The organism is Priestia koreensis, assembly GCF_001274935.1.
Taxonomy (GTDB): domain Bacteria; phylum Bacillota; class Bacilli; order Bacillales; family Bacillaceae_H; genus Bacillus_AG; species Bacillus_AG koreensis.
In genome coordinates this window covers 221512-241820 of the sequence record NZ_LILC01000013.1, presented here as the reverse complement: position 1 = coordinate 241820, position 20309 = coordinate 221512, and the positions used below count along the sequence as shown (strand labels likewise).

General features: G+C 41.6%; 19 protein-coding genes, 1 pseudogene and 2 riboswitches. Of the genes and pseudogenes, 13 read left to right on the top strand and 7 right to left on the bottom strand.

Annotation, left to right across the window (positions count from 1 at the left end; translation table 11 throughout):
• The first annotated feature begins 11 nt into the window (after positions 1 to 11).
• The 9 genes and pseudogenes from AMD01_RS10360 to AMD01_RS24470 all read left to right on the top strand — a co-directional run bounded on the left by AMD01_RS10360 (position 12) and on the right by AMD01_RS24470 (position 9722).
• Entirely contained in the window at positions 12 to 1163 is a 1152-nt protein-coding gene (locus tag AMD01_RS10360) for a thiolase family protein (protein WP_053401328.1), read from the top strand.
• A 208-nt stretch (positions 1164 to 1371) separates the two neighbouring features.
• Positions 1372 to 2933, top strand: a pseudogene (locus AMD01_RS10355) (fatty acid--CoA ligase).
• Positions 2934 to 3193: 260 nt separating this feature from the next.
• Entirely contained in the window at positions 3194 to 3979 is a 786-nt protein-coding gene (locus AMD01_RS10350) for an SGNH/GDSL hydrolase family protein (RefSeq protein WP_053401327.1), read from the top strand.
• Between the two features lie 14 nt (positions 3980 to 3993).
• The gene (locus AMD01_RS10345; RefSeq protein WP_083446532.1) at positions 3994 to 4905 is read left to right on the top strand and encodes an ABC transporter ATP-binding protein; all 912 of its coding nucleotides are present in this window, start codon (positions 3994 to 3996) and stop codon (positions 4903 to 4905) included.
• The gene (locus AMD01_RS10340; protein ID WP_053401325.1) at positions 4898 to 5878 is read left to right on the top strand and encodes an ABC transporter permease; all 981 of its coding nucleotides are present in this window, start codon (positions 4898 to 4900) and stop codon (positions 5876 to 5878) included. Before AMD01_RS10345 ends, AMD01_RS10340 begins: the two co-directional genes overlap by 8 nt.
• A gap of 307 nt (positions 5879 to 6185) precedes the next feature.
• Complete coding sequence (locus tag AMD01_RS10335; RefSeq protein WP_053401324.1) at positions 6186 to 6503, top strand: hypothetical protein; 318 nt, start codon at positions 6186 to 6188, stop codon at positions 6501 to 6503.
• Positions 6504 to 6695: 192 nt separating this feature from the next.
• On the top strand, positions 6696 to 7124 hold the full coding sequence (locus AMD01_RS10330) for a MarR family winged helix-turn-helix transcriptional regulator (RefSeq protein WP_053401323.1): 429 nt from the start codon (positions 6696 to 6698) through the stop codon (positions 7122 to 7124).
• Between the two features lie 318 nt (positions 7125 to 7442).
• The gene (locus AMD01_RS10325; RefSeq protein ID WP_053401322.1) at positions 7443 to 9074 is read left to right on the top strand and encodes an MFS transporter; all 1632 of its coding nucleotides are present in this window, start codon (positions 7443 to 7445) and stop codon (positions 9072 to 9074) included.
• 15 nt (positions 9075 to 9089) lie between these two features.
• On the top strand, positions 9090 to 9722 hold the full coding sequence (locus tag AMD01_RS24470) for an HlyD family secretion protein (RefSeq protein ID WP_053401321.1): 633 nt from the start codon (positions 9090 to 9092) through the stop codon (positions 9720 to 9722).
• A 36-nt stretch (positions 9723 to 9758) separates the two neighbouring features.
• Here the strand turns inward: AMD01_RS24470 and rluF are convergent, their stop codons facing one another.
• A complete protein-coding gene (gene rluF, locus AMD01_RS10315; protein WP_053401320.1) occupies positions 9759 to 10469 on the bottom strand; it encodes a 23S rRNA pseudouridine(2604) synthase RluF in 711 nt (236 codons plus the stop codon).
• Between the two features lie 133 nt (positions 10470 to 10602).
• On the bottom strand, positions 10603 to 11388 hold the full coding sequence (locus AMD01_RS10310) for an SDR family oxidoreductase (protein ID WP_053401319.1): 786 nt from the start codon (positions 11386 to 11388) through the stop codon (positions 10603 to 10605).
• Positions 11389 to 11545: 157 nt separating this feature from the next.
• Here AMD01_RS10310 and AMD01_RS10305 point away from each other — a divergent pair, with 157 nt between their 5' ends.
• Positions 11546 to 11989, top strand: coding sequence for a hypothetical protein (locus tag AMD01_RS10305; RefSeq protein WP_053401318.1), 444 nt, complete (start codon positions 11546 to 11548; stop codon positions 11987 to 11989).
• 22 nt (positions 11990 to 12011) lie between these two features.
• On the opposite strand, the gene AMD01_RS10300 is transcribed toward AMD01_RS10305, so the two are convergent.
• On the bottom strand, positions 12012 to 12599 hold the full coding sequence (locus AMD01_RS10300; protein WP_053401317.1) for an LOG family protein: 588 nt from the start codon (positions 12597 to 12599) through the stop codon (positions 12012 to 12014).
• Between the two features lie 31 nt (positions 12600 to 12630).
• The gene (locus AMD01_RS10295; RefSeq protein ID WP_053401316.1) at positions 12631 to 13290 is read right to left on the bottom strand and encodes an SMI1/KNR4 family protein; all 660 of its coding nucleotides are present in this window, start codon (positions 13288 to 13290) and stop codon (positions 12631 to 12633) included.
• Between the two features lie 292 nt (positions 13291 to 13582).
• Here AMD01_RS10295 and AMD01_RS10290 point away from each other — a divergent pair, with 292 nt between their 5' ends.
• The 3 genes from AMD01_RS10290 (at position 13583) to AMD01_RS10280 (ending at position 16319) form a co-directional block, all read left to right on the top strand.
• Complete coding sequence (locus tag AMD01_RS10290) at positions 13583 to 14824, top strand: MDR family MFS transporter (protein WP_053401315.1); 1242 nt, start codon at positions 13583 to 13585, stop codon at positions 14822 to 14824.
• Between the two features lie 220 nt (positions 14825 to 15044).
• Positions 15045 to 15977, top strand: a complete 933-nt coding sequence (locus tag AMD01_RS10285) for a 1,4-dihydroxy-2-naphthoate polyprenyltransferase (RefSeq protein ID WP_053401314.1) — start codon at positions 15045 to 15047, stop codon at positions 15975 to 15977.
• Between the two features lie 135 nt (positions 15978 to 16112).
• Complete coding sequence (locus AMD01_RS10280; RefSeq protein ID WP_053401313.1) at positions 16113 to 16319, top strand: DUF5316 family protein; 207 nt, start codon at positions 16113 to 16115, stop codon at positions 16317 to 16319.
• Here AMD01_RS10280 and AMD01_RS10275 read toward each other — a convergent pair.
• From AMD01_RS10275 to AMD01_RS10265, 3 genes are all read right to left on the bottom strand, one after another.
• Entirely contained in the window at positions 16302 to 16613 is a 312-nt protein-coding gene (locus tag AMD01_RS10275; protein WP_053401312.1) for a hypothetical protein, read from the bottom strand. The genes AMD01_RS10280 and AMD01_RS10275 overlap by 18 nt on opposite strands.
• A gap of 189 nt (positions 16614 to 16802) precedes the next feature.
• Entirely contained in the window at positions 16803 to 18275 is a 1473-nt protein-coding gene (locus AMD01_RS10270; RefSeq protein WP_053401311.1) for an amino acid permease, read from the bottom strand.
• Between the two features lie 99 nt (positions 18276 to 18374).
• A riboswitch (Lysine riboswitch) is annotated at positions 18375 to 18566 on the bottom strand.
• Positions 18567 to 18693: 127 nt separating this feature from the next.
• Entirely contained in the window at positions 18694 to 19983 is a 1290-nt protein-coding gene (locus tag AMD01_RS10265) for a dicarboxylate/amino acid:cation symporter (protein WP_053401310.1), read from the bottom strand.
• Between the two features lie 221 nt (positions 19984 to 20204).
• Positions 20205 to 20309, top strand: a riboswitch (TPP riboswitch).

Sequence of the window (20309 nt, the reverse complement as noted above, 5' to 3'; positions counted from 1 at the left end):
GGGATTGCAGGATGAGAGAAGTCGTTATTGTTGAAGGAGTACGAAGTGCAGTCGGTAGACGAAACGGAGTGTTCAAAGATATCCGTCCAGATGATTTAGCAGCAGATGTGTTGAAGGGATTAGTAGAACGTGCCGGGATTGATCCTGCGCTTGTAGAAGACGTCATTTTGGGGTGTGTGACACAGTCAGGGGAACAAGCAGGAGATATTGCTCGGGTGTCAGCACTTATTGCGGGCTTTCCAATTGAAGTTCCTGGGACGACGATCGATCGACAGTGTGGATCAAGTCAACAGGCCGTTCACTTTGCGGCACAGGCCATTTTGGCAGGAGATATGGATGTCGTCATCGCTGGTGGTGTAGAAAGCATGTCTCGTACACCGATGGGCTCTAATTACCAAGGAGCGCCTCTCAGCGAGAAGCTTAAGGAGAAACACCGCATGGTTCATCAAGGTGTATCGGCGGAGCTTATTGCTGAGAAATATGGCTTCACAAGAGAAGAGCTCGATCAATTTTCATTACAAAGTCATCAAAAGGCACTAAAAGCACAGGCTGAAGGACGGTTTGAACGTGAGATTTTACCTCTTCAAGTAACGCTTGAGGACGGAACGATTGAAACAGTTAAGCAAGATTCCGGTCCAAGAAAAGAAACATCGCTAGAAGCGCTCGGAACGTTAAAGACGGTATTCAAAGAAGATGGCGTCATTCACGCTGGAAACGCAAGTCAAATTAGCGACGGTGCAGCTGCACTATTGCTTATGTCCAAAGAAAGAGCAGAATCCCTTGGATTAAAACCACGTTTTCGCGTTCACACACGTGTCGTCGTCGGCTCAGATCCAACGCTCATGCTGACAGGTCCGATCCCAGCAACGCAAAAAGCATTAGAAAAATCAGGCCTTTCACTAGATGAGATAGATATTTTCGAAGTAAACGAAGCGTTTGCTCCTGTTGTAATGGCTTGGCTAAAAGAGACAGGGGCTGACCCGTCAAAATTAAATCCAAACGGAGGAGCCATTTCACTAGGACATCCACTAGGAGCGAGCGGAGCAAGAATTATGATCACTATGATGCACGAGCTAGAACGAACGGGCGGGCGCTTCGGCCTACAAACAATGTGCGAAGGCCACGGAATGGCGAACGCGACGATCATCGAACGTCTAAGTTAAGAAAAATATTTGGTTGTGGGTGTCACGTTCCAAAAGAACGTACACCTCACAACAACCGCCTCAGGAATTCACCCTCAAAGACCTACATAAGCGGATGATATCTTCCCTTTCGGGCTGATATCATCCGCTTATGCTTACCAACTGGCCCCTGACAAGCATTCCGTCAGGGGCCAGTTGGTAAGTGAATACAAATTAAGGGGGAGACCTTATGTCGATGACGATTGGAAAGATGTTTGACCTCACAGTAGCCAAATACCCAAACAAAGAAGCACTCTACGATGTACGTAAAAACGTTCGCTACACATACAAACAATGGAGTGATCAAGTAAACAAACTCGCACGTGCTTTTACGCACGAAGGCGTTAAAAAGGGAGACCGTGTGTCCACCTACTTGTTTAATACGGAAGAACTGGCAACCGTCTTATTCGCCTGTGCGAAAATCGGGGCGATCTTTAACCCGATTAATTTCCGACTGATGTCAGAAGAGGTATCTTACATTATTGACGATGCAAAACCGAAAATCTTTCTCTTTGAGCAAGCACTCTCATCGACGATTTCCCCCATTGCAGATCGATTTCATCAGACGAGCTTTTGGTGCATTGACGACACGTCGATCCCTTATGCAAAGGATTTCTACACCGTTTTGTCTAAGCAAGATTCAGCCCCCGTTACAGCAGAAGTAAGTGAAGATGACGTGTATGCATCATGTACACAAGCGGCACGACTGGAAGACCAAAAGGGGTCCTGCATTGTCACCGAGACATGATCGAGCAAAGTCTTATTGTCTGTCATGCGACTCACTTAAACAAACAGGACCGAGGCCTTGTAACAGCCCCCATGTTTCATTGTGCCGAACTTCATTGTGCGTTTCTACCACGTGTCCACATAGGGGCACACAGCACGATTTTACACCAATTTCATCCTCAAAAAGTGCTCCAACTCATCGAAAGTGAAAAAATCACCAAGCTGTTTGCTGCACCAACCATGTGGAATATGATGATTCAAGAAGATGTAACGCAACATGAATTAAAAAGCTTGAAGCTCGGTTTATACGGGGCAGCTCCAATGGCTCCGGCTCTTGTTCGTGCCTGCGAGAAGAAGCTTGGTGCGAAGTTTGTCCAAGCCTATGGAATGACGGAAATGGGACCTGCCATTACATTTCTCGGTGAAGACGATCAGATTAGTAAGTCAGGATCAGCAGGCCAAGCTTGTCTTAATCATGAGATTCGTATTGTGAAGCCAAATGAACACGGCCCTTCTGAACCCGATGATATTTTACCACCAGGTGAAGTCGGTGAAATACTCGTACAAGGTCCGTGTGTGATGCAGGGGTATTTTAATCTAGAAGAAGCGACTAAAAAAGCCCTATACAAAGGCTGGTATCACTCTGGAGATATTGGTTACCTCGATGAAGATGGCTACTTGTTCGTTCAGGACCGAGTAGACGATATGATCATTAGCGGGGGTGAGAACGTTTATCCGCGTGAAATTGAAGACCTGCTTTTTGAGCATGAAGGAATTTTGGATGTAGCGGTCATAGGAGAACCACATCAGAAGTGGGGCGAATCGGTGACGGCATTTGTCGTTCGTAAAGATCACACGCTCACGGAAGAAGAGCTTGATTTGTTCTGCAAATCAAGTGACAAACTCGCCAATTATAAGAGACCGCGTCGCTACATATTCTGCGAAGCACTCCCGCGTAATGCGAGCGGGAAGATACAAAAATTTGTTCTGCGTAAAGAGATTGAAGAAGCGGTAGAAGGTGTGTGAAAACCGTAAGCATTCACGATAGCGGTACACTTGCTATGTAATATGCTCCGTCCCTTCGAAACATATGGAAATGCTTAAAAGCTTTCCATATGTTTTTTGTTCTGTGAACAAATGACGAACCAGCGTTTCTTTTTTACACGAAACAGCCGCCTAATATTCGCACTCGGTATATTGGTTTTGCTATAATCTTCCTAACAGAGATACATAACCCCTTTTTCAAGGATTCGTTCTCTATCAAATACATAAAAGGAGGTTCAACATTGAGAGGGAAATGGATTCAACTTATTGCTGCTGTATCAGGACTTGCCTGTCTGCTTTGGCTTGTCGGACTTGGCTGGTCCTTATATGAATATCTTCGTGTACCGGCAAATCCCCCTGCAATTGCTTCAAAATCTGTTGAGACGGGTAGCAAAGCGAAAAAAGATGACCGTTTCAACATCATCGCGATCGGTGACTCCTTAACAAGAGGAACAGGTGACTCAACTGGAAAAGGATACGTTGGCAATGTAAAAGATAGCTTGGAAGAAAAAACAGATCGTAAAATATACCTATCAAATCTCGGTATTAAAGGACAACGTTCCAATCAGTTGCTACAGCAGGTCAAGCAGCCAGAAGTACAGCGACAGCTAAAAGATGCTGATGTTATTATGATGACAATTGGTGGAAATGACCTTTTTCAAAGCGGACAAACGCTTGTTGATCTGAACTTGAATAATGTGAAAACCCTGCAAAATCAGTACTTAAAAAATGTAAACAGTATTTTGAGCACGATGCGTGCTGTGAATAAGGACGCAACCATTTTCTTTATTGGGTTATATAATCCGTTCATTAAAATGGATAATGCAAGTCAAACGTCATCGATTGTTCGTGAATGGAATTTTAAAAGCGCTGAGCTGAGCGCGAAATACCAAAAAACGGTTTTTGTACCTACGTTTGATATTTTCGAACTAAAAGTAGACGATTATTTATACTCAGATCATTTTCATCCGAATGCGGAAGGCTACAAGCTCGTGGCTGATCGGGTGGCATCATTGATTACATGGTAAAGGAGGGAGAGGCCGTGAGTAGCGTAACATTGTCTGTTAAAGGATTAAAAAAAAGAATTGGCAAACGCGATATTATTAAAGGCATTGATTTTGAATTGCGAAGCGGAGAGGTGTTTGGGTTTTTAGGACCAAACGGAGCCGGTAAAACAACAACGATTCGAATGCTTGTCGGCTTAATTCGTCCTACGGAAGGAAGCATTCATATTTGCGGGAAAAATGTAGCAACTGATTTTACAGGAGCGATGAGTAATTTAGGATGTATTGTGGAAAATCCCGAGCTTTACCCATTTTTGAGCGGCTGGGAGAATCTACGTCACTTTGCAAGAATGCTTCGCGGTGTCGGGGAAGATCGTATTATGGAGGTCGTGGAGCTTGTCGGTCTAGAGGCAAGAATTCACGATCGGGTAAAAACCTACTCTCTCGGAATGCGTCAGCGTCTTGGAATTGCTCAAGCGATGCTTGGAGATCCGAAAGTGCTTATTTTAGATGAGCCAACAAATGGATTAGATCCGTCTGGGATACGTGAAATGCGTAAATTTATTCGCTCACTAGCAGAGGAGCAAGGTCTGAGCGTGCTTGTTTCGAGTCACTTATTAAGTGAGATTCAGTTAATGTGTGACCGAGTGGCGATTATTTCAAAAGGGCAGGTTCTTCATACGGAATCAGTAAAAACATTATTAGCAAGACAAGAAACGCTCATTTGGAAAGTGTCTCCTTATGAAAAAGGAAAAGAGATTCTCGAAAGGCTTACCGAGTCTGTAAAGGAAGATGGGAATTATTTAATTACTCCTTACGAAGATAATGAAGTAGGGGTATGGAATCAAAAACTAGTGGAAGCGGGCGTAACGGTTCAAGAGATGAATCACAAACTCCCAACGCTAGAAGATCTGTTCCTGGAAATGACGGGAGGAGAGTCTATTGGCTAATTTACTGTATAACGAAATGCTAAAGCTTGTAACGAAAAAGCGCCTGGTTGTTGTCGGGCTAATTATGGCGGTTCTTATCGGGACGTTCACGTACGCACAGTATAAAGAAACCGAGCGTTTGCGTGACAAATTAGGAACAACGGACTGGCGCTCATCTCTACAACAGCAAATCGTGGATACACAAAATCGACTAAGCGGCAGTCAAATTTCAGATGAATGGAAAAAGCAGCTACAAATTCGTGTCACACAACAACAGTATTACTTGGATCATGACATTAATCCAACTGAGCCTGGGGCACCAACGTTTGTAAGAGGGTTTATTGAAAATGCGATTCAGCTTCTGCTTCCGCTTATGGTACTCGTCGTCGCTTCTGATATCGTATCGTCTGAAAATAGTATGGGCACAATCAAGCTTCTGTTAACACGACCTGTGCGGCGGTGGAAGATCTTAATGAGCAAATATATGACCCTGGTGTTAGCGGTGTCGATCATTGTTCTTATGTTTGGTGCTCTTGCGTACCTCATATCAGGAATCGTATTTGGTTTTACGGGCTGGTCCGCACCTGTTCTAACTGGTTTCACCGTTCAATCAGGAGAGCTTAATACAGCGGGAGTACACCTAGTACCACAGTGGCGCTACCTGCTGATGGAATTTGGGCTAGCATGGTTCGTTTCGTTAGTAGTTGGTACGTTTTCTTTTATGTTCTCGGTGCTGATTCGAAGCACAGCGGCTGGTATGGGCGTTATGCTTGCCTGTCTAATTGCGGGTACCATCTTAAGTAACATGGTGTCCTCATGGGAAACGGCAAAATATTTATTCGTTGTAAACCTAGATTTAACAGATTATTTAGCTGGCAGTCCACCACCAATTGAAGGCATGACGTTAGGGTTTTCTTTAATTGTTTTAGCTATTTGGGGCGTGGGGGCATTTATTACGTCATTCCTCGTTTTCACAAAACGTGACGTTTATTAATAAAGAAGATATTTTTAAAAAAACTTCGCAGGTGTTGAAACTTTGCGGAGTTTTTTTGCGTCTATATAGTACAGGGTTGCATAAAATGCTAAAAGCCCTCGTTCGTTTTCTGTTTGTTGATCCCGTCATTTGTACCGTTTCTCCCAAACACAATCATCATATTTAAAAAAATGCAAAAATAAAGATTAAAGAAATAAAAGACGGGTAAACATGAAGTATAAGAAAAAAACAACAACGATTCATTGAAAAATTTTGCAGGACTTAACAAATAAAAGACGAATGAAACTGGTAAAGGAGAGGAATATAAATGAAAAAAACGACACTTGCCCTAGGAACTTTTTTACTTTTAGGTTTCTCAACTGCTAGTACGTTAGCTCCAATTCACGCATCAGATACAGCTCAACCCAAAGTACAAGCCGTACAATCTAGTAGTGAGAAGGAATATGGTACATACTATAAACTTCTAAAACAATATCAGCAGTCAAAGCAACCAGTGACGGACATTGCTGATCTTTATGAAGCGGCACCACCGAAAATAAAAAAAATGATTGATGATAGCTATACAAAAACGGGATCAGACGCAGCTGCCATGAAGAAGCTAGGCATTAAATACCCGGAAGAATAATTATAAAGTGAAGACCCCTTAGAAGAGGGGTCTTTTGTTTGTTGAAAATATTTCCCAACCTTGTATGAATCTTCTTCTTTTCGTACAGTTTGTTTAATGAAAAAAACGCGTTATAATGGTAAAGAAATGCAAATAGGCTTGAAAAATACATAAGAAGCAATGTGAAAATGTGGTTTACGGGGGGAATGACCAATGGATCTTGAATCACTCGGAATTATTGAGCATGAAATTGCACTTCTTGTAAGGCTCACAACGGCCTACAGCCCAAAGCTAGGTACGCTTGACCGGTCAGAATATTTACTTCTAAGTCAATTAGAGCAAAAAAGTCCGCTCGCAATTAATGAAATTGCTGAGCAATTAATGCTTAACCTTTCAACCGCTAGTAGGCAAGTGGCAACGCTAGAAAGTAAAAAACTGATTTCGCGCTATCCGGACCCGAAAAACGGCCGAGTAAGCCTATTAGAAATTACGTCAGAAGGAAAGCATATTTTAACACTTGTGCAAAAAGCGAGACAGAATGCTTATGCTGAAGTGCTTGGTGAATGGACTGAGGAAGAATTAAAGACATTAGAAACCAATTTAAAACGATTGAACCATGATTTTAAGCGATGGGGCAGATAGAGAAGGAAGAGACGAGTGTGTGGTGATGCTGGTCTCTTTTTATGATGTCATAAATTTGTCATAAATTTTCTCTGTAAAAGTGAAGCTAATCTCTTTAACTTGTTGATCGCAAGTTGTATAATACAACTTATGCAATGGAAGTTTAGCTGAGAAAGGATACATGACAGATTTTCTAAAACCGAATTGAAAGCTGAAGTAGTATTAAGTAACATATAAACTTAAGACCTTTTACCATTGATGGACATGTTTGTGAATAATTTCACTTATATAATATCGTGTCCAAACGCAAATATTAAAAACTAAAAAGGAGGAGCTTGTATGAGTCAAACTCAGACCGCACCAGCTGAAAGAAAAAAGTTCAGCATTCCGAAATACTTGGTCATTACGATGTTAACGATTCTCGCCGTTGGACCTCAGTATTTCACAAATTTGGCTTATTCGGTGAACCAAATTGTGGTTCAAGGCGGACTGAATTTAAATGGAAATATAATATTATATCCGTCCATTCTATCAAATTTGGCTTTCGCGCTAGGTGTGCCATTAGGACGAGTGTTGTCTAGAAGATACGGATTGCGTCCTACATATTTAGTTTTGATCTTCGCCTTTCTAGTCGGATCAATTTTAAATACGTTTTCAGCCGATATTGGATTGCTAATTGCAGGACGAAGTATTCAAGGGTTGACTGCTGGTATGCTATTTCTAACCATTATTCCAGCCACGTTAATCTCCTTCCCAGGACACATTCGAAACTTTTTCTTATTCTTTGTTATCAGTGGCTTATTCGGTTCATCAGCGGTTGGTGCATTTTTTGGAGCTTTATCATTGAGCGTTGACGCTTGGCGCTGGTTATTCTCATTAAACATTATAACAGCGGTCATTTGTCTAGTTGTTGGCCTCATTGTGCTACCTAAACCAACTGAGAAAGAATTAGATACACGTCCAATTGATAAGACAGGTGTGTTTTTACTTACAGTCATTACGCTTGTTACAATTTCACCACTGTTAAATCTGCAACAAAAAGGGTTTGATTCCCTATATGTTTGGCCATTTCTTGTTATCGACGTGATCTTATTGGGCTTATTTATTAACGTAGATTCACGCGTATCAAATCCATTGGTTCCTCTGCATTCCCTATGGTCATGGAAAGCGATGTCGGGAGCCACAATGGCTATTGTAGGGCATTTACTGCTAGTCGTAGCAATTGCAGGTATTAACGGGATTCTACGCAATATTTTAGATATTCCATTTAGAAACCTCAGCATTTTTTATCTATGGTTCTTTATTGGAATTGTCGTATCTGCTCTCATTTGTACATTTTTATATGATGTTGTTGGAGCAGGAACGCTTGGAATTATTGGTTCTATTATTATTATTGTGCTTGGTATTGATTGGATTCACGTTGGGTTCTCAACGAGCATTACAACTCTATATGCACAAATTGCCTTTTTAGGAATTGGTATTAGTATGGCGCTGGTATCAGGTGCACTTGGGACAGCCCTTGCAGGCGATCTTCATTATGCATCAGACCGATCCGTTTCTCTCCATTCCGTACGTAACTTCCTAGGTGCACTTATTACACCGGTTGTTGCATGGTTCATCACAACACGTAATGTGGTTCACTACGAGGACATTCGTAATCATGTGATAAATGGAGATCCTGAAGTGACAAATGAGTTAACAAAAATGATTCAATATTTAATGGCACAAGGTCAATCGCTGGCCGATGCAAAAACAAATGCTATGTTTTCAGTCGTCGTAAATGCGAAAAAAGCAGCTATTTTAGAGGCTTATCATAATACATTCGTGTGGATTATCGTGTTAGGAGTTATTATGTTAATCGCTTCAATTGGTAAAGCTGTTACTGGTAAAGGTTTAGGATTACGATCTAAAGAAGAAAAGCCGAAAAAAGAAAAACAAGCTCTTCTTCCATCACCTAAAAACGAACAATAAAAAGGAGAATGAAATATGAGTAGAGGACGTTTAATTTTAACGAACTTCATCGGAATCATTGTGGTACTAGCTCTTATCATTGGTGGAGCTTACTACTACTACCAAAGTCAAAACTACGTAAAAACAGATGAAGCAAAAGTACAGGCTGATATGACACAAGTTGTAGCACCGGCAAACGGAAAGCTAACAGAGTGGAATATTAAAGAAGGCGACGAAGTATCAAAAGACAGTGTTGTAGGTAAAATTGCAGGTGAACAAAGCGGTTCTGTAACAGCTACAAACGAAGGAACAGTTATTCAAAGCAACACACATGCAAATCAACTTGTACAACAAGGTCAAGTTCTAGCTCAAGTAGCAGATCTTAAAAGCATGTACATTACAGCAAACATCGAAGAAACAGATTTAAAAGATATCGATGAAGGCGACAAAGTAGACGTAGTCGTTGACGGAGATTCTGGTACAACGTATGAGGGAAGAGTTGAAAAAATCGGTTACGCAACAAACAGTGCGTTATCTATGATGCCAAGCCAAAGCACGAGCGGTAACTACACAAAAGTAACGCAAAAAGTTGCAGTGAAAATTTCAATTAAAAATCCTTCAGACAAAATCAAACCAGGTATGAATGCTTCAGTGAAAATTTCTTTATAATACGTAAAAAGAGCGATCAGTGCTGATCGCTCTTTTTTATGCCTGATTTTTCGGCGTGTAGTTTAAATCGTTAAATAACTGCTTAAGCTCATCAGGTGTCAAGTCACGCCACTGACCAATTTTGAGTCCTTTTAAATGGATGTTCATGATTCGCGTACGCTGAAGGCGACGAACACCGTAGCCAAGCGCTGAACACATGCGGCGAATTTGACGATTTAGTCCCTGTGTCAGAATAATTTTGAACGTATCACGTGATAGCTGCTCAACTTTACAAGGAAGGGTTTTGGTATCTAAAATTTCCACACCTTCGGACATTTTCTTGATAAAAGAAGAAGTAATAGGGTGGTCTACCGTTACAATGTATTCTTTTTCATGCTTATTTTCGGCTCGTAAAATTTCATTTACGATGTCGCCATCATTTGTGAGAAGAATGAGGCCATCAGAATCTTTATCCAAGCGTCCGATATGAAAGATTCGAAGGGGATGATTCACAAAATCAACGATGTTTCCTTTGATGTGACGTTCCGTAGTGCTCGTAATTCCGACAGGTTTATTTAACGCAATGTAGACGTTCTGCTGTTCAACCGAAATTGGTTTCCCATCTACGCGGACATCGTCACCTGGCTCCACCTGACTGCCCAATTCGGCTGTCTGTCCGTTGATTGTTACTTTACCAGCGAGAATCCACTTATCTGCACCTCGTCTTGATGTAACGCCAGATTCACTAATAAATTTATTAATTCGCAATGTAACTCACACCTTTATTGTCAATATGTAGGTAAAAAAGTAGAGCCCCCCATACGTGTGGGAGGCTATTTCGTCAACTGAATGAACCTTATTCAAGATAACAGAAAAGAAGGGGTATTGCAAGCTAACGCCTTTAGAGAAGGGACTCTGCGCCGTCTATGTACATTTCACTTCCTGTAATATGATTGGATTCCTCAGAAGCTAAAAAGTAGACGAGATGTGCCACTTGCTCAGGTTCGGCTGATTTGTGTTTAAGCGGTTGATTTCCTTCTGGGTACTCCACAGGGATTTGGATCTCCTCTAGCTTCTCTTCATTTCGGAACGTATTTTCTTCGATGTTTGTTTCGATTGCGCCGGGACAAATAATATTGACGCGAATTTTATATTGAGCAAGCTCAAGCGCCGCCATTTTTCCAAACGCCATTTGACCTGCTTTTGATGTGCTGTATGCAGCCATTCCGAAGTTAGAAAATGTGCGGTTTCCATTAATAGAGCTTGTGATGATGATACTTCCACCGTGTTTCTTCATGTGTGGCAAGCAATTTTTAACGGTTAAAAACGTTCCGCGAAGGTTTGTCTGAATGGTTTGATCCCATTCGTCCGCAGAGAGCTCTTCAATGGGAGAGAAGGCGCCGTTAATCCCTGCGTTCGATAAAACAATATGAATGGCTCCAAACTTCTCAGAAATGGAGGAAATTGCTTTCTCCATGCTTTCTGGATTTGAAACATCTGCTTCGACAACAAGACATTCGCCGCCTGCCTGTTGAATTTCTTGTTGGACGGGTAACGCATCTGATTCCTTCAAATCAACAATGGCTACCGTCGCGCCTTCAGCAGCTAGTCGGAGCGCAGAGGCACGTCCAATGCCAGATGCACCTCCTGTCACTACGGCAATTTTGTTCGCTAATCGTTTTTCCATGTCATTTCCTCCCATAAAATATGTTTTATGTACTATATCCGTAAAACAAAAAAAGAAAACATATGGCGCGAAGGAAGAATAAATGTTTAGCATGTTCCAAATCGGTGAATAACACTAATTACAGAAGCATTTACTTTTAAAAAGGTCGGGTGGTTGTGTGCAATATAAGCCAAAGTATGACCAAACATTAATTATCGGAATTGTTAAGGACGGGATATGGTGCTGGTACGTGACAGGCAAGGACATGTGGATCGTTACTTCAGAACAACATGGGGAAGAATACAGTGTTGAATGCATTGGACAGCGAGGAGAGGGGTCGTTTCTTGAAAAAATGAAGCCCTTCTATGTGCAAACTGAAGAACTAGCTGACCTGCTACATGAGAAGAATTACGAAAGCATTCTTGACCTTGTTCCAGCACTGCGCATTGACCTTGATCATAAAACGCTTCAGTCATTGGTTTTGGAATCTTCTACTTTTGAGAAAAACGTACCAAAGGGCTGGATAGGTGAATACAAAGACTTTATTGATGATGTACCAAAGCAAAATCAGTATTGGATGATTAACGGACAAAACGAATTTTTAGATAAAAGCCATCAATAAGAGAACAACCAGCGACGGAAGCTTATCGCTGGTTGTTTTTTGGTTGCCATTTTAATTGACCATTTGGGGGCAAGTAATCCGACATGGAATGAATAAGCTCATGAGGAGTAGCAGATATACTCATTAAGCTCATGTTTGTAGGAGGAGCGAATCCTTCCTTCATGCTATGCTCGACCATTTTTATAAGAAGATCGTAATACCCATCTACGTTCAGTAATCCGATGGGGTGCTGATGGATGCCAATTTGGGACCAGCAAAGAGCTTCAAAAAGCTCCTCGAATGTTCCAAATCCACCTGGCAACGCAATGTATCCGTCTGCTAGGCTGTGCATCATGGCTTTTCGTTCATGCATACTATCGACTTCAATATATTCCGTTAACGCAGTATGAACAATTTCTCCCTTTGCTAATCCGCTTGGCATGATGCCAACAACCTCGCCGCCATGAGCAAGCGCTGCATTTGCGACCTCACCCATTAATCCGGTTTTCGACCCACCGTAAACAAGACGATAGCCGTGAGTCCCCATGTACTCTCCAAGTTGACGCGCTGTCTCTCGATAAGAAGGACGTGCCCCATAGCTAGAGCCTGCGAATACACAAATAGATTTCATTCTTTTCCATCTCTCCTTTTAAAAAAGGTTATTAGTGAATGGTTTTTTTTCGGATGGTTTTTAAGCCGTCAATGGGATGAATATCATCCTGCCACATAAAAACCACCTGATCATACTGCTCGTCCATTTTAATTGTAAAGGACAGACCTTTCACTAATTGTATCATAAGTGTCAAAAAGTCATGTAAGCTTGCCGCAAGAACATACTTCTCATCTTCATCACGCCCAAAATTGATGACTTGCCCGATTACGCCGTTCACATCAGGATCTAAATCAATGCCAATGTGATTGCCACTATAATCATAGGAGAGTGGAATCCACTTTCGGTTGGCGTAGGTTGCTTTAATTTGGTGTTTTGGAATGGAAGTAGAAAACGCACTTAGCTGCTCCATATCAGCCTCAGATTCATTCTCTAGTAGCTCTTTCCAGTTGTTCCAATGACTATGCATCTCTTCCAGCGTCAAAAACGGTAAACCAAGAAATGATCCCATTAAATGATTACTATCTCCGTTATGTAATAAATAGAGCTGAACGAGTTCATCAGGTAGGGTAATGCCCATTTTTTCTTCTGTTTGCTGAATATCAAGCTTTGTAGCAGGACTATTCAAGTAAGTTGAGTATCCAGGAAACTGCTTATCTAATGCAGCAACATATTCAAGCCACAACTCCTGCAATAATGTATTCTTCGTCATCCATCATCACTTCTCCTTTAGGTTGGACAAACTGTGACTATGTACCTAATTACATATTTTAGCAGAGTGATGAAATTCCGTCATGTAAAAACTTCGGGCAATAAGGAGCTAGAGATCATTTTATAATAAAAACAATTCATAAAATGGAAGATATTTCTGTTATAATAAGAAAGGTTTTTACGTCTAAAGGCGGAGAAGGAATTCATTCTTTGTCTGGACGTCGACACAAAGCAGACATTATATAATCATCATACTTGAAGTGCAAATGTGTGAAGAAAGTAAGGGGATGTGAATGAAGACATTACAAAACATTCATCCATTAGGGTGGAACATCATTATAGGAACGATATTTGGTCGAATGGCCACTTCGATGAACATTCCGTTTCTAGCTATTTATTTAACAAAAGTTATGCACGTAACGCCGTCAATGACCGGCATGATTATCGCCGTCAGTTCACTTGTTGGGATTTTTGCTAGCTTCTACGGAGGATACATGTCGGATCGTTTTGGGCGAAAGACAATTCTTCTGCTTTCGGTATTTATGTGGACAGCCGTCTTCATTGGATTCGGATTCAGTCAGCACGTCTGGGCCTTTTTTATAATGAATGCGCTGAACGGACTGTGCAGAGCACTTTTTGAGCCGACGTCACGCGCTATTTTATCCGATATTACAACAAAGGAAAATAAGCTATTCATCTTTAATTTAAGATATGCAGCGATCAATGTAGGGGTTGTATTTGGTCCATTAATCGGAGCGCTTCTTGGAGCATCGGAAAGTACCAGCCTCTTTTTTATCGCGGCAGCCGTGTATGCAGTGTATGGAGTTACGCTTGCCATCACGTTTATGCGTCATCCAATATCGAAGGAAGGAACTGAGCAAACGACTCGTATTTCGATGAGCGAAGCGTTCACCGTGACGAGAAGAGATAAGCTATTTCTTTTAACACTTGCAGGCGTCACGCTATGTTCCTTCGGCTATTCTCATTTCTCTGCGACACTCTCACAGTTCTATTCCCTGTCACCTGACTTTGGAGACGGAGCGAAGATCTTCTCCATTATGCTTTCTCTAAATGCTGTGGTTGTGCTCATTATTCAGTATCCGGTCGTACGATTTGCTAAAAATTACTCCCCATTTTTGTCCCTAATGGGTGGAAATATCCTCGTTTCGCTAAGTTTATTTGGATTTTCGTTTGCTCATCACTTGTCCATGATCATTGTTCTCGTCGTTTTCTTTACGATTGGCGAGGTGCTTCTGTTCACGATGATGGACGTGTTAATTGATGAAATTGCAAAAACTAAGCTTAAAGGCACGTATTTCGGGGCGATGGGCTTTACGCAGTTTGGGAACGTAATGGGACCATGGGCAGGTGGTTTTTTACTGGACTACTTTGGTGTGACACACCCAGCCGCTATTTTCGGAACGCTCTCTTTTGTGACGATTATCGGAATTCCGATCCTATTTTTAGCGTATAAAAAACTGCGAAGTAAAAAACAGAAAATGTCAGCCCCCGTCAGTACAAAAGTGGTGTTATAGTAAAAAAATGAATGAATGTACGAAAAGTCGTGGAAAATAACGTTTTCACGACTTTTTTCGACGAATTTCTCGGTTTCTTACCTTGTAAAAAAACGTTAAAATTATTATGATAGACAAGGGGAAAGACAATTAGAGCATTCACATTACTTCCTGTTAAGAAATGAGAAAATTAGTCGCTCGTTTATTGAATGAGCGTTCAAAGATAGAAGGGAAGAATAAAATGAATCAAAATCAACAGGCGCAAAGTGCGCCGCATCAGAAGCAAAGCAAAGGGAAGGTGCTATGGCAACTTACGCGCCCACATACTTTAACTGCTTCGTTTGTTCCGGTGCTTATCGGAACGGTCTTGTCAATGTACACCGTAGAAGTTAATGTTTGGCTGTTTTTAGCCATGCTTTTTGCCTGTCTATTTATTCAAATTGCCACTAATTTGTTTAATGAATATTATGATTTTAAGAGAGGGTTGGACACAGCCGAATCAGTTGGAATCGGGGGCGCGATCGTTCGTGAAGGAATGAAGCCAAAAACCGTGTTAAATCTTGCTCTCGCTTGTTATGCAATTGCCATTTTATTAGGTGTTTATATTTGTAGCAGCAGCAGCTGGTGGTTAGCATTAATGGGACTAGTTGGAATGGCCATTGGTTACCTTTATACAGGAGGCCCACTTCCAATCGCCTACACACCATTCGGCGAGTTGTTTTCTGGAATATGCATGGGTTCTCTTTTTGTTCTTATTTCCTTTTTCATTCAAACCGGAGAGGTGAGCACAGACAGTATTTTAATCTCTGTCCCAATTGCGATCTTAGTGGGCGCCATTAACCTTTCAAATAATATTCGTGATATTGAAGAAGATACGCGCGGAGGCCGCAAAACTCTGGCGATTTTAATGGGGTCGAAAGGGGCGATTACGCTTCTCGGCGTCCTGTTCGCCGTTTCCTATGCATGGGTAGTTGCACTTATTATTGCCGGTCATGTGAGCGTATGGACGCTTGTTGTCTTTTTAAGCGTTCCGAAGCCTGTTCAGGCAATGAAAGGCTTCTTAGGAGGCAAACGCCCTGCTAACATGATTGTTGCCATGAAATCAACGGCTCAAACGAATACGTTTTACGGATTTTTATTATCTGTCGGCTTATTCATTAGCTACTTAATTTAATTGTCATAGTAAAAGGATGATCCAATAAGGGGTCATCCTTTTTACTTTCTTCCTGTCCTCATATATACACATTTTGCACATACTCTATATACAATAAAGAAAGCAAAACTTTGCATAAAAAGGTGGGACGTAACGATGTCAATGTTATTAATCATTGGGGCAATGAGCGTAATTGTTTCAGGAATCTTAATTGGTGCTTGGGTAAGTGGCAATGGACACCGAGATAATTTTTATTCTGAAACGCCAGAGCACCAACACATTCGCATAAAGGCAGGAATCTATACAGGAATCATAGGTGTCATCTGTCTAATCATTGCCTCATGCTTATACTACATTCGTTAGCCATTTCTTTGCCCTCATATAAAATTCCTCATATCTCCACGCAACAATGGCTTCGTCTTCTCCAAATTTCGCGATCTGATCCTGAAAAAACAAGTCCGCAAGAAAATAACCAATTCGCTGATACCCATAATGGCCACCGCCGCGAATGGAAAACCATTCATAAAACAGCGCGTTTGAACTGAGTTGATTGTAATCAGCTGCAAACTGCCGTTTTAACTCATGCTGATGCTTTTTACAAAAAAGAAGCCAGTCATCACCCGTGTCATCGAAGGAGAAGTAGATGGATTCGTTCAACGCAGGTACTGTTTTCCTAGAAAAGTGAATGGCCGCTCCCTCTTGCAAAAGCCAGATGAGAGGGAACGGAAAGAACCGTTTAGAAAATCGGGAACGGAGTCGATTATGTTCATGAACTATTTCATCCTTTTTATCACTAGTTTATCATATAAAAAAGAGCTTAGAGGATTCTCTAAGCTCTTTTAAACATTATTTTTCTGTTGGCACAACTTGACATTCTTTTAGTGGGATAAGCTTTGATTTTTTTGTGAATTTATAAATCAACCAAACCGCTAAAAAGAGGGGAAGACCAATGTATGAAACCATAACTCCGTTCCAATCTACTGACCCGCCGATAAATGCGCCGTAGTTTTGCCCGAGAATAACGACGGCACAGAGAACAAAGGCAAAGATCGGACCAAATGGGAACCATTTTGCACGATAAGGTAGCTCACTTAGGTCATGACCTTGGGCCACGAATGCACGACGGAAGCGGAAGTGACTGATTGCCACACCAAGCCATGCGATAAATCCAGACATACCAGAAGCATTTAATAACCAAGAATACACTTGACCATCACCAAATAGAGAAGCTAAGAAAGCAAGTGTTCCAACTAATGCGGTGATAATAAGCGCATTGATTGGGACACCACGGTTATCGATTTTCGCTAGGAAACGAGGTGCTTTTCCTTCTTTTGCAAGGTTCCAAAGCATACGTGTTGATGCGTACATTCCTGAGTTACCAGCAGATAAAACAGCCGTTAAAATAACGGCATTCATCGCAGAAGCAGCGAATGCAAAGCCAGCGCGTTCAAAGATCAGTGTAAATGGACTAACACGAACATCATCACTTGCAAGTGAACTTGCTGTGTAAGGAATCAGCATACCGATAACAAAAATGGCTAAAATATAAAAAAGTAAAATACGCCAAAATACTTGACGAACCGCACGAGGAACGGTTTTAGCTGGGTCTTCACTTTCACCGGCTGCTACCCCAAGAAGCTCTGTTCCTTGGAAGGAGAAACCTGCTGCCATAAAGATTCCTAATACCGTAAAGAATCCGCCGTGAATAGGACCACCGTCCATCGTGAAGTTTTTAAATCCAGGTGCATCGCCAGTAAAGATACCGAAAATCATTAACACACCGACAATTAAAAAGATAATAACCGTAATGACTTTAATAAGTGAGAACCAAAATTCAGATTCTCCAAAGCCTTTTACAGATAAATAGTTTAGCCCGAACATAATGAGTAAGAACAGGGCGCTCCATAAAAGAGAAGGCGTGTTTGGAAACCAAAATTTCATAATAAGAGCACTTGCTGATAGCTCAGCCGCAATCGTGATGGCCCAGTTGTACCAGTAGTTCCATCCAAGAGCGAATCCAAGTGAAGGATCGACAAATCGCGTCGCATACGTGCTGAAAGATCCAGCTTCAGGCATGTAAGACGCAAGCTCTGCTAAAGACGTCATTAAAAAGTAAACCATAATCCCAATTACTGTATACGCTAACAGAGCGCCACCGGGTCCTGCGGTATGAATTGCTCCACCGCTTGCGAGAAATAAGCCTGTTCCGATTGCTCCACCGAGTGAAATCATCGTTAAGTGACGAGCTTGTAGTCCTCGTTTTAATTCGTTGTTACTAGTTTGGGCTTTTGCCCCTTGTTTCATTGCATGATCTTGCATACCAAGTTCTCCTTTCGATTGTAGGAAGGAGGCTGAATAACAAAAAAAAGCCGCAAAAAGGAATTTGCTGGCTTTTAACATTAAACCGCATCAACCTTCCATGAAGATAGCACTTCACACGTGTCTGGTAAGGACTCATGTGACAGTTCTGTTCCTATTTGGATACAGCCCCAGCTTATTTCATCAGAGAAGTGAAATAAACTTCGGCGATTTTTCCTTTCAAACGAATTCCTCAATGTTCTCTGCATCTTCTTCGCTTTACTATTAAAAACCGCGACCTCTACCTCATCGGTTAGGATGAGGGTTTGCTTATAAAATTAAGTATGAAACGAATTATAGCAGACGCCTATGACTTTGTCACTAGGAATTCACAAAGAAATAGGCGTCTAAAATGTATTCTTTTTATTCTAATAGTTTGTTATTTTGCGATATTTCGATCGTTATTCGTTGGAACGATCGAAGCAGGCCCTGGTGGATGAAACTCATTCTCAGATTTCGAGATAACGACTGTTGCTACTGCGTTTCCAATAATATTGGTAATTGCTCGTGCTTCGGACATAAAGCGGTCGACGCCAATAATCAAGGCAATTCCAGCGGCCGGAATCATCGGGAATGCGGTAAGAGTCGCTGCTAAGGTGATGAAACCAGATCCCGTTACACCGGCTGCGCCTTTTGACGTGAGCATTAAAATCCCAAGAAGCGTTAACTCCTGTACGAGACTGAGATCTACTCCGTAGGCTTGGGCAATAAAAATCGCTGCCATGGAAAGATAAATAGACGTTCCATCAAGGTTAAACGAATATCCAGTCGGTACGACTAATCCGACAACAGGCTTTGAACATCCATAATTCTCTAGCTTTTTCATCAAACCTGGAAGCGCTGATTCAGATGAAGACGTTCCGAGTACGAGAAGAAGCTCTTCTTTAATATAAGCAAGAAACTTAAAGATATTGAACTTAAAGAACTTGGCAATGAGACCGAGGACGACGACAATGAACAGGAACATCGTCAGATAAACAGATCCCATTAGCTTTCCTAGTGATGCGAGTGTGCCGATACCAAAGGTGCCAATCGTATAAGCCATAGCTCCAAAGGCCGCAATTGGAGATACTTTCATAATTATATTCACAATTCCAAAGAAAATATCCGTCAAGCGTTGAAATAATTGAATCACTGGCTCTGCTTTTGAACCTAGTGCAGCCGTTGAAACCCCAAACAATACGGCGAAAAAGAGAACCGGAAGCAAATCACCAGAAGCCATTGCTCCGATCACGTTATCTGGCACGATGCCCATAATAAAATCCATCACACCATGCCCGGACTCGCTCGCTTGCTTCGTATACTGCTCAACGGCACCAGCACTTGCTCCACTTGTATTAAACCCTTTTCCTGGCTTTAGTACATTAACGACAACAATTCCGATTGCTAGAGCAAAGGTGGTGACTATTTCAAAGTAAATCAGCGCCTTCCCGCCAATTTTTCCGACCTTTTTTAAATCACCCATGCTGCCAATTCCAATGACAACGGTAAAGAAAATAATTGGGGCGATGACCATTTTAATAAGCTTGATGAAAATATCGGCTAGTACTTTCAGCTTCGAGCCGAACTCAGGGAAGAGGTAACCGATTGTAATCCCAAGCAGGATCCCGATGACAACTTGAAATGTTAAATTACGATATAAAGGCTTTTTTTGCTGTACCTGCTGCATGTGTACCCTCCTTGATTTGTATGCGTTTCCACTACGAGTATAATGTTAACAAATAATTCAGAATTTGTCACACAAAGTTCAAATTTATTAACGCTTTAAAGGGATGGGGGACAGACCCCCATCAAAGAGGGAAAAGGAAAAAACCGCGACAGAACAGCTTTTCTTTGCTATAATAGAAAATAGAAATGTCGACCAGTGTCGAACACCCATTAATTTTATACGTATACCACAGGGGGAGCACATGTGCTGAGATGAACTCATTGTTAGTTCGGACCCTTTGAACCTGTTAGTTAATGCTAGCGTAGGGATTGTGGCGTAGATCTTAC

Excerpts from the sequence above, each read along its gene's own strand:
- AMD01_RS10360 (WP_053401328.1), top strand. The coding sequence starts at position 12 with ATGAGAGAAGTCGTTATTGTTGAAGGAGTACGAAGTGCAGTCGGTAGA.
- AMD01_RS10335 (WP_053401324.1), top strand. The coding sequence starts at position 6,186 with ATGAAAAAAACGACACTTGCCCTAGGAACTTTTTTACTTTTAGGTTTC.
- AMD01_RS10330 (WP_053401323.1), top strand. The coding sequence starts at position 6,696 with ATGGATCTTGAATCACTCGGAATTATTGAGCATGAAATTGCACTTCTT.
- AMD01_RS10325 (WP_053401322.1), top strand. The coding sequence starts at position 7,443 with ATGAGTCAAACTCAGACCGCACCAGCTGAAAGAAAAAAGTTCAGCATT.
- AMD01_RS24470 (WP_053401321.1), top strand. The coding sequence starts at position 9,090 with ATGAGTAGAGGACGTTTAATTTTAACGAACTTCATCGGAATCATTGTG.
- AMD01_RS10310 (WP_053401319.1), bottom strand. The coding sequence starts at position 11,388 with ATGGAAAAACGATTAGCGAACAAAATTGCCGTAGTGACAGGAGGTGCA.
- AMD01_RS10300 (WP_053401317.1), bottom strand. The coding sequence starts at position 12,599 with ATGAAATCTATTTGTGTATTCGCAGGCTCTAGCTATGGGGCACGTCCT.
- AMD01_RS10295 (WP_053401316.1), bottom strand. The coding sequence starts at position 13,290 with ATGACGAAGAATACATTATTGCAGGAGTTGTGGCTTGAATATGTTGCT.
- AMD01_RS10290 (WP_053401315.1), top strand. The coding sequence starts at position 13,583 with ATGAAGACATTACAAAACATTCATCCATTAGGGTGGAACATCATTATA.
- AMD01_RS10285 (WP_053401314.1), top strand. The coding sequence starts at position 15,045 with ATGAATCAAAATCAACAGGCGCAAAGTGCGCCGCATCAGAAGCAAAGC.
- AMD01_RS10280 (WP_053401313.1), top strand. The coding sequence starts at position 16,113 with ATGTCAATGTTATTAATCATTGGGGCAATGAGCGTAATTGTTTCAGGA.
- AMD01_RS10270 (WP_053401311.1), bottom strand. The coding sequence starts at position 18,275 with ATGCAAGATCATGCAATGAAACAAGGGGCAAAAGCCCAAACTAGTAAC.
- AMD01_RS10265 (WP_053401310.1), bottom strand. The coding sequence starts at position 19,983 with ATGCAGCAGGTACAGCAAAAAAAGCCTTTATATCGTAATTTAACATTT.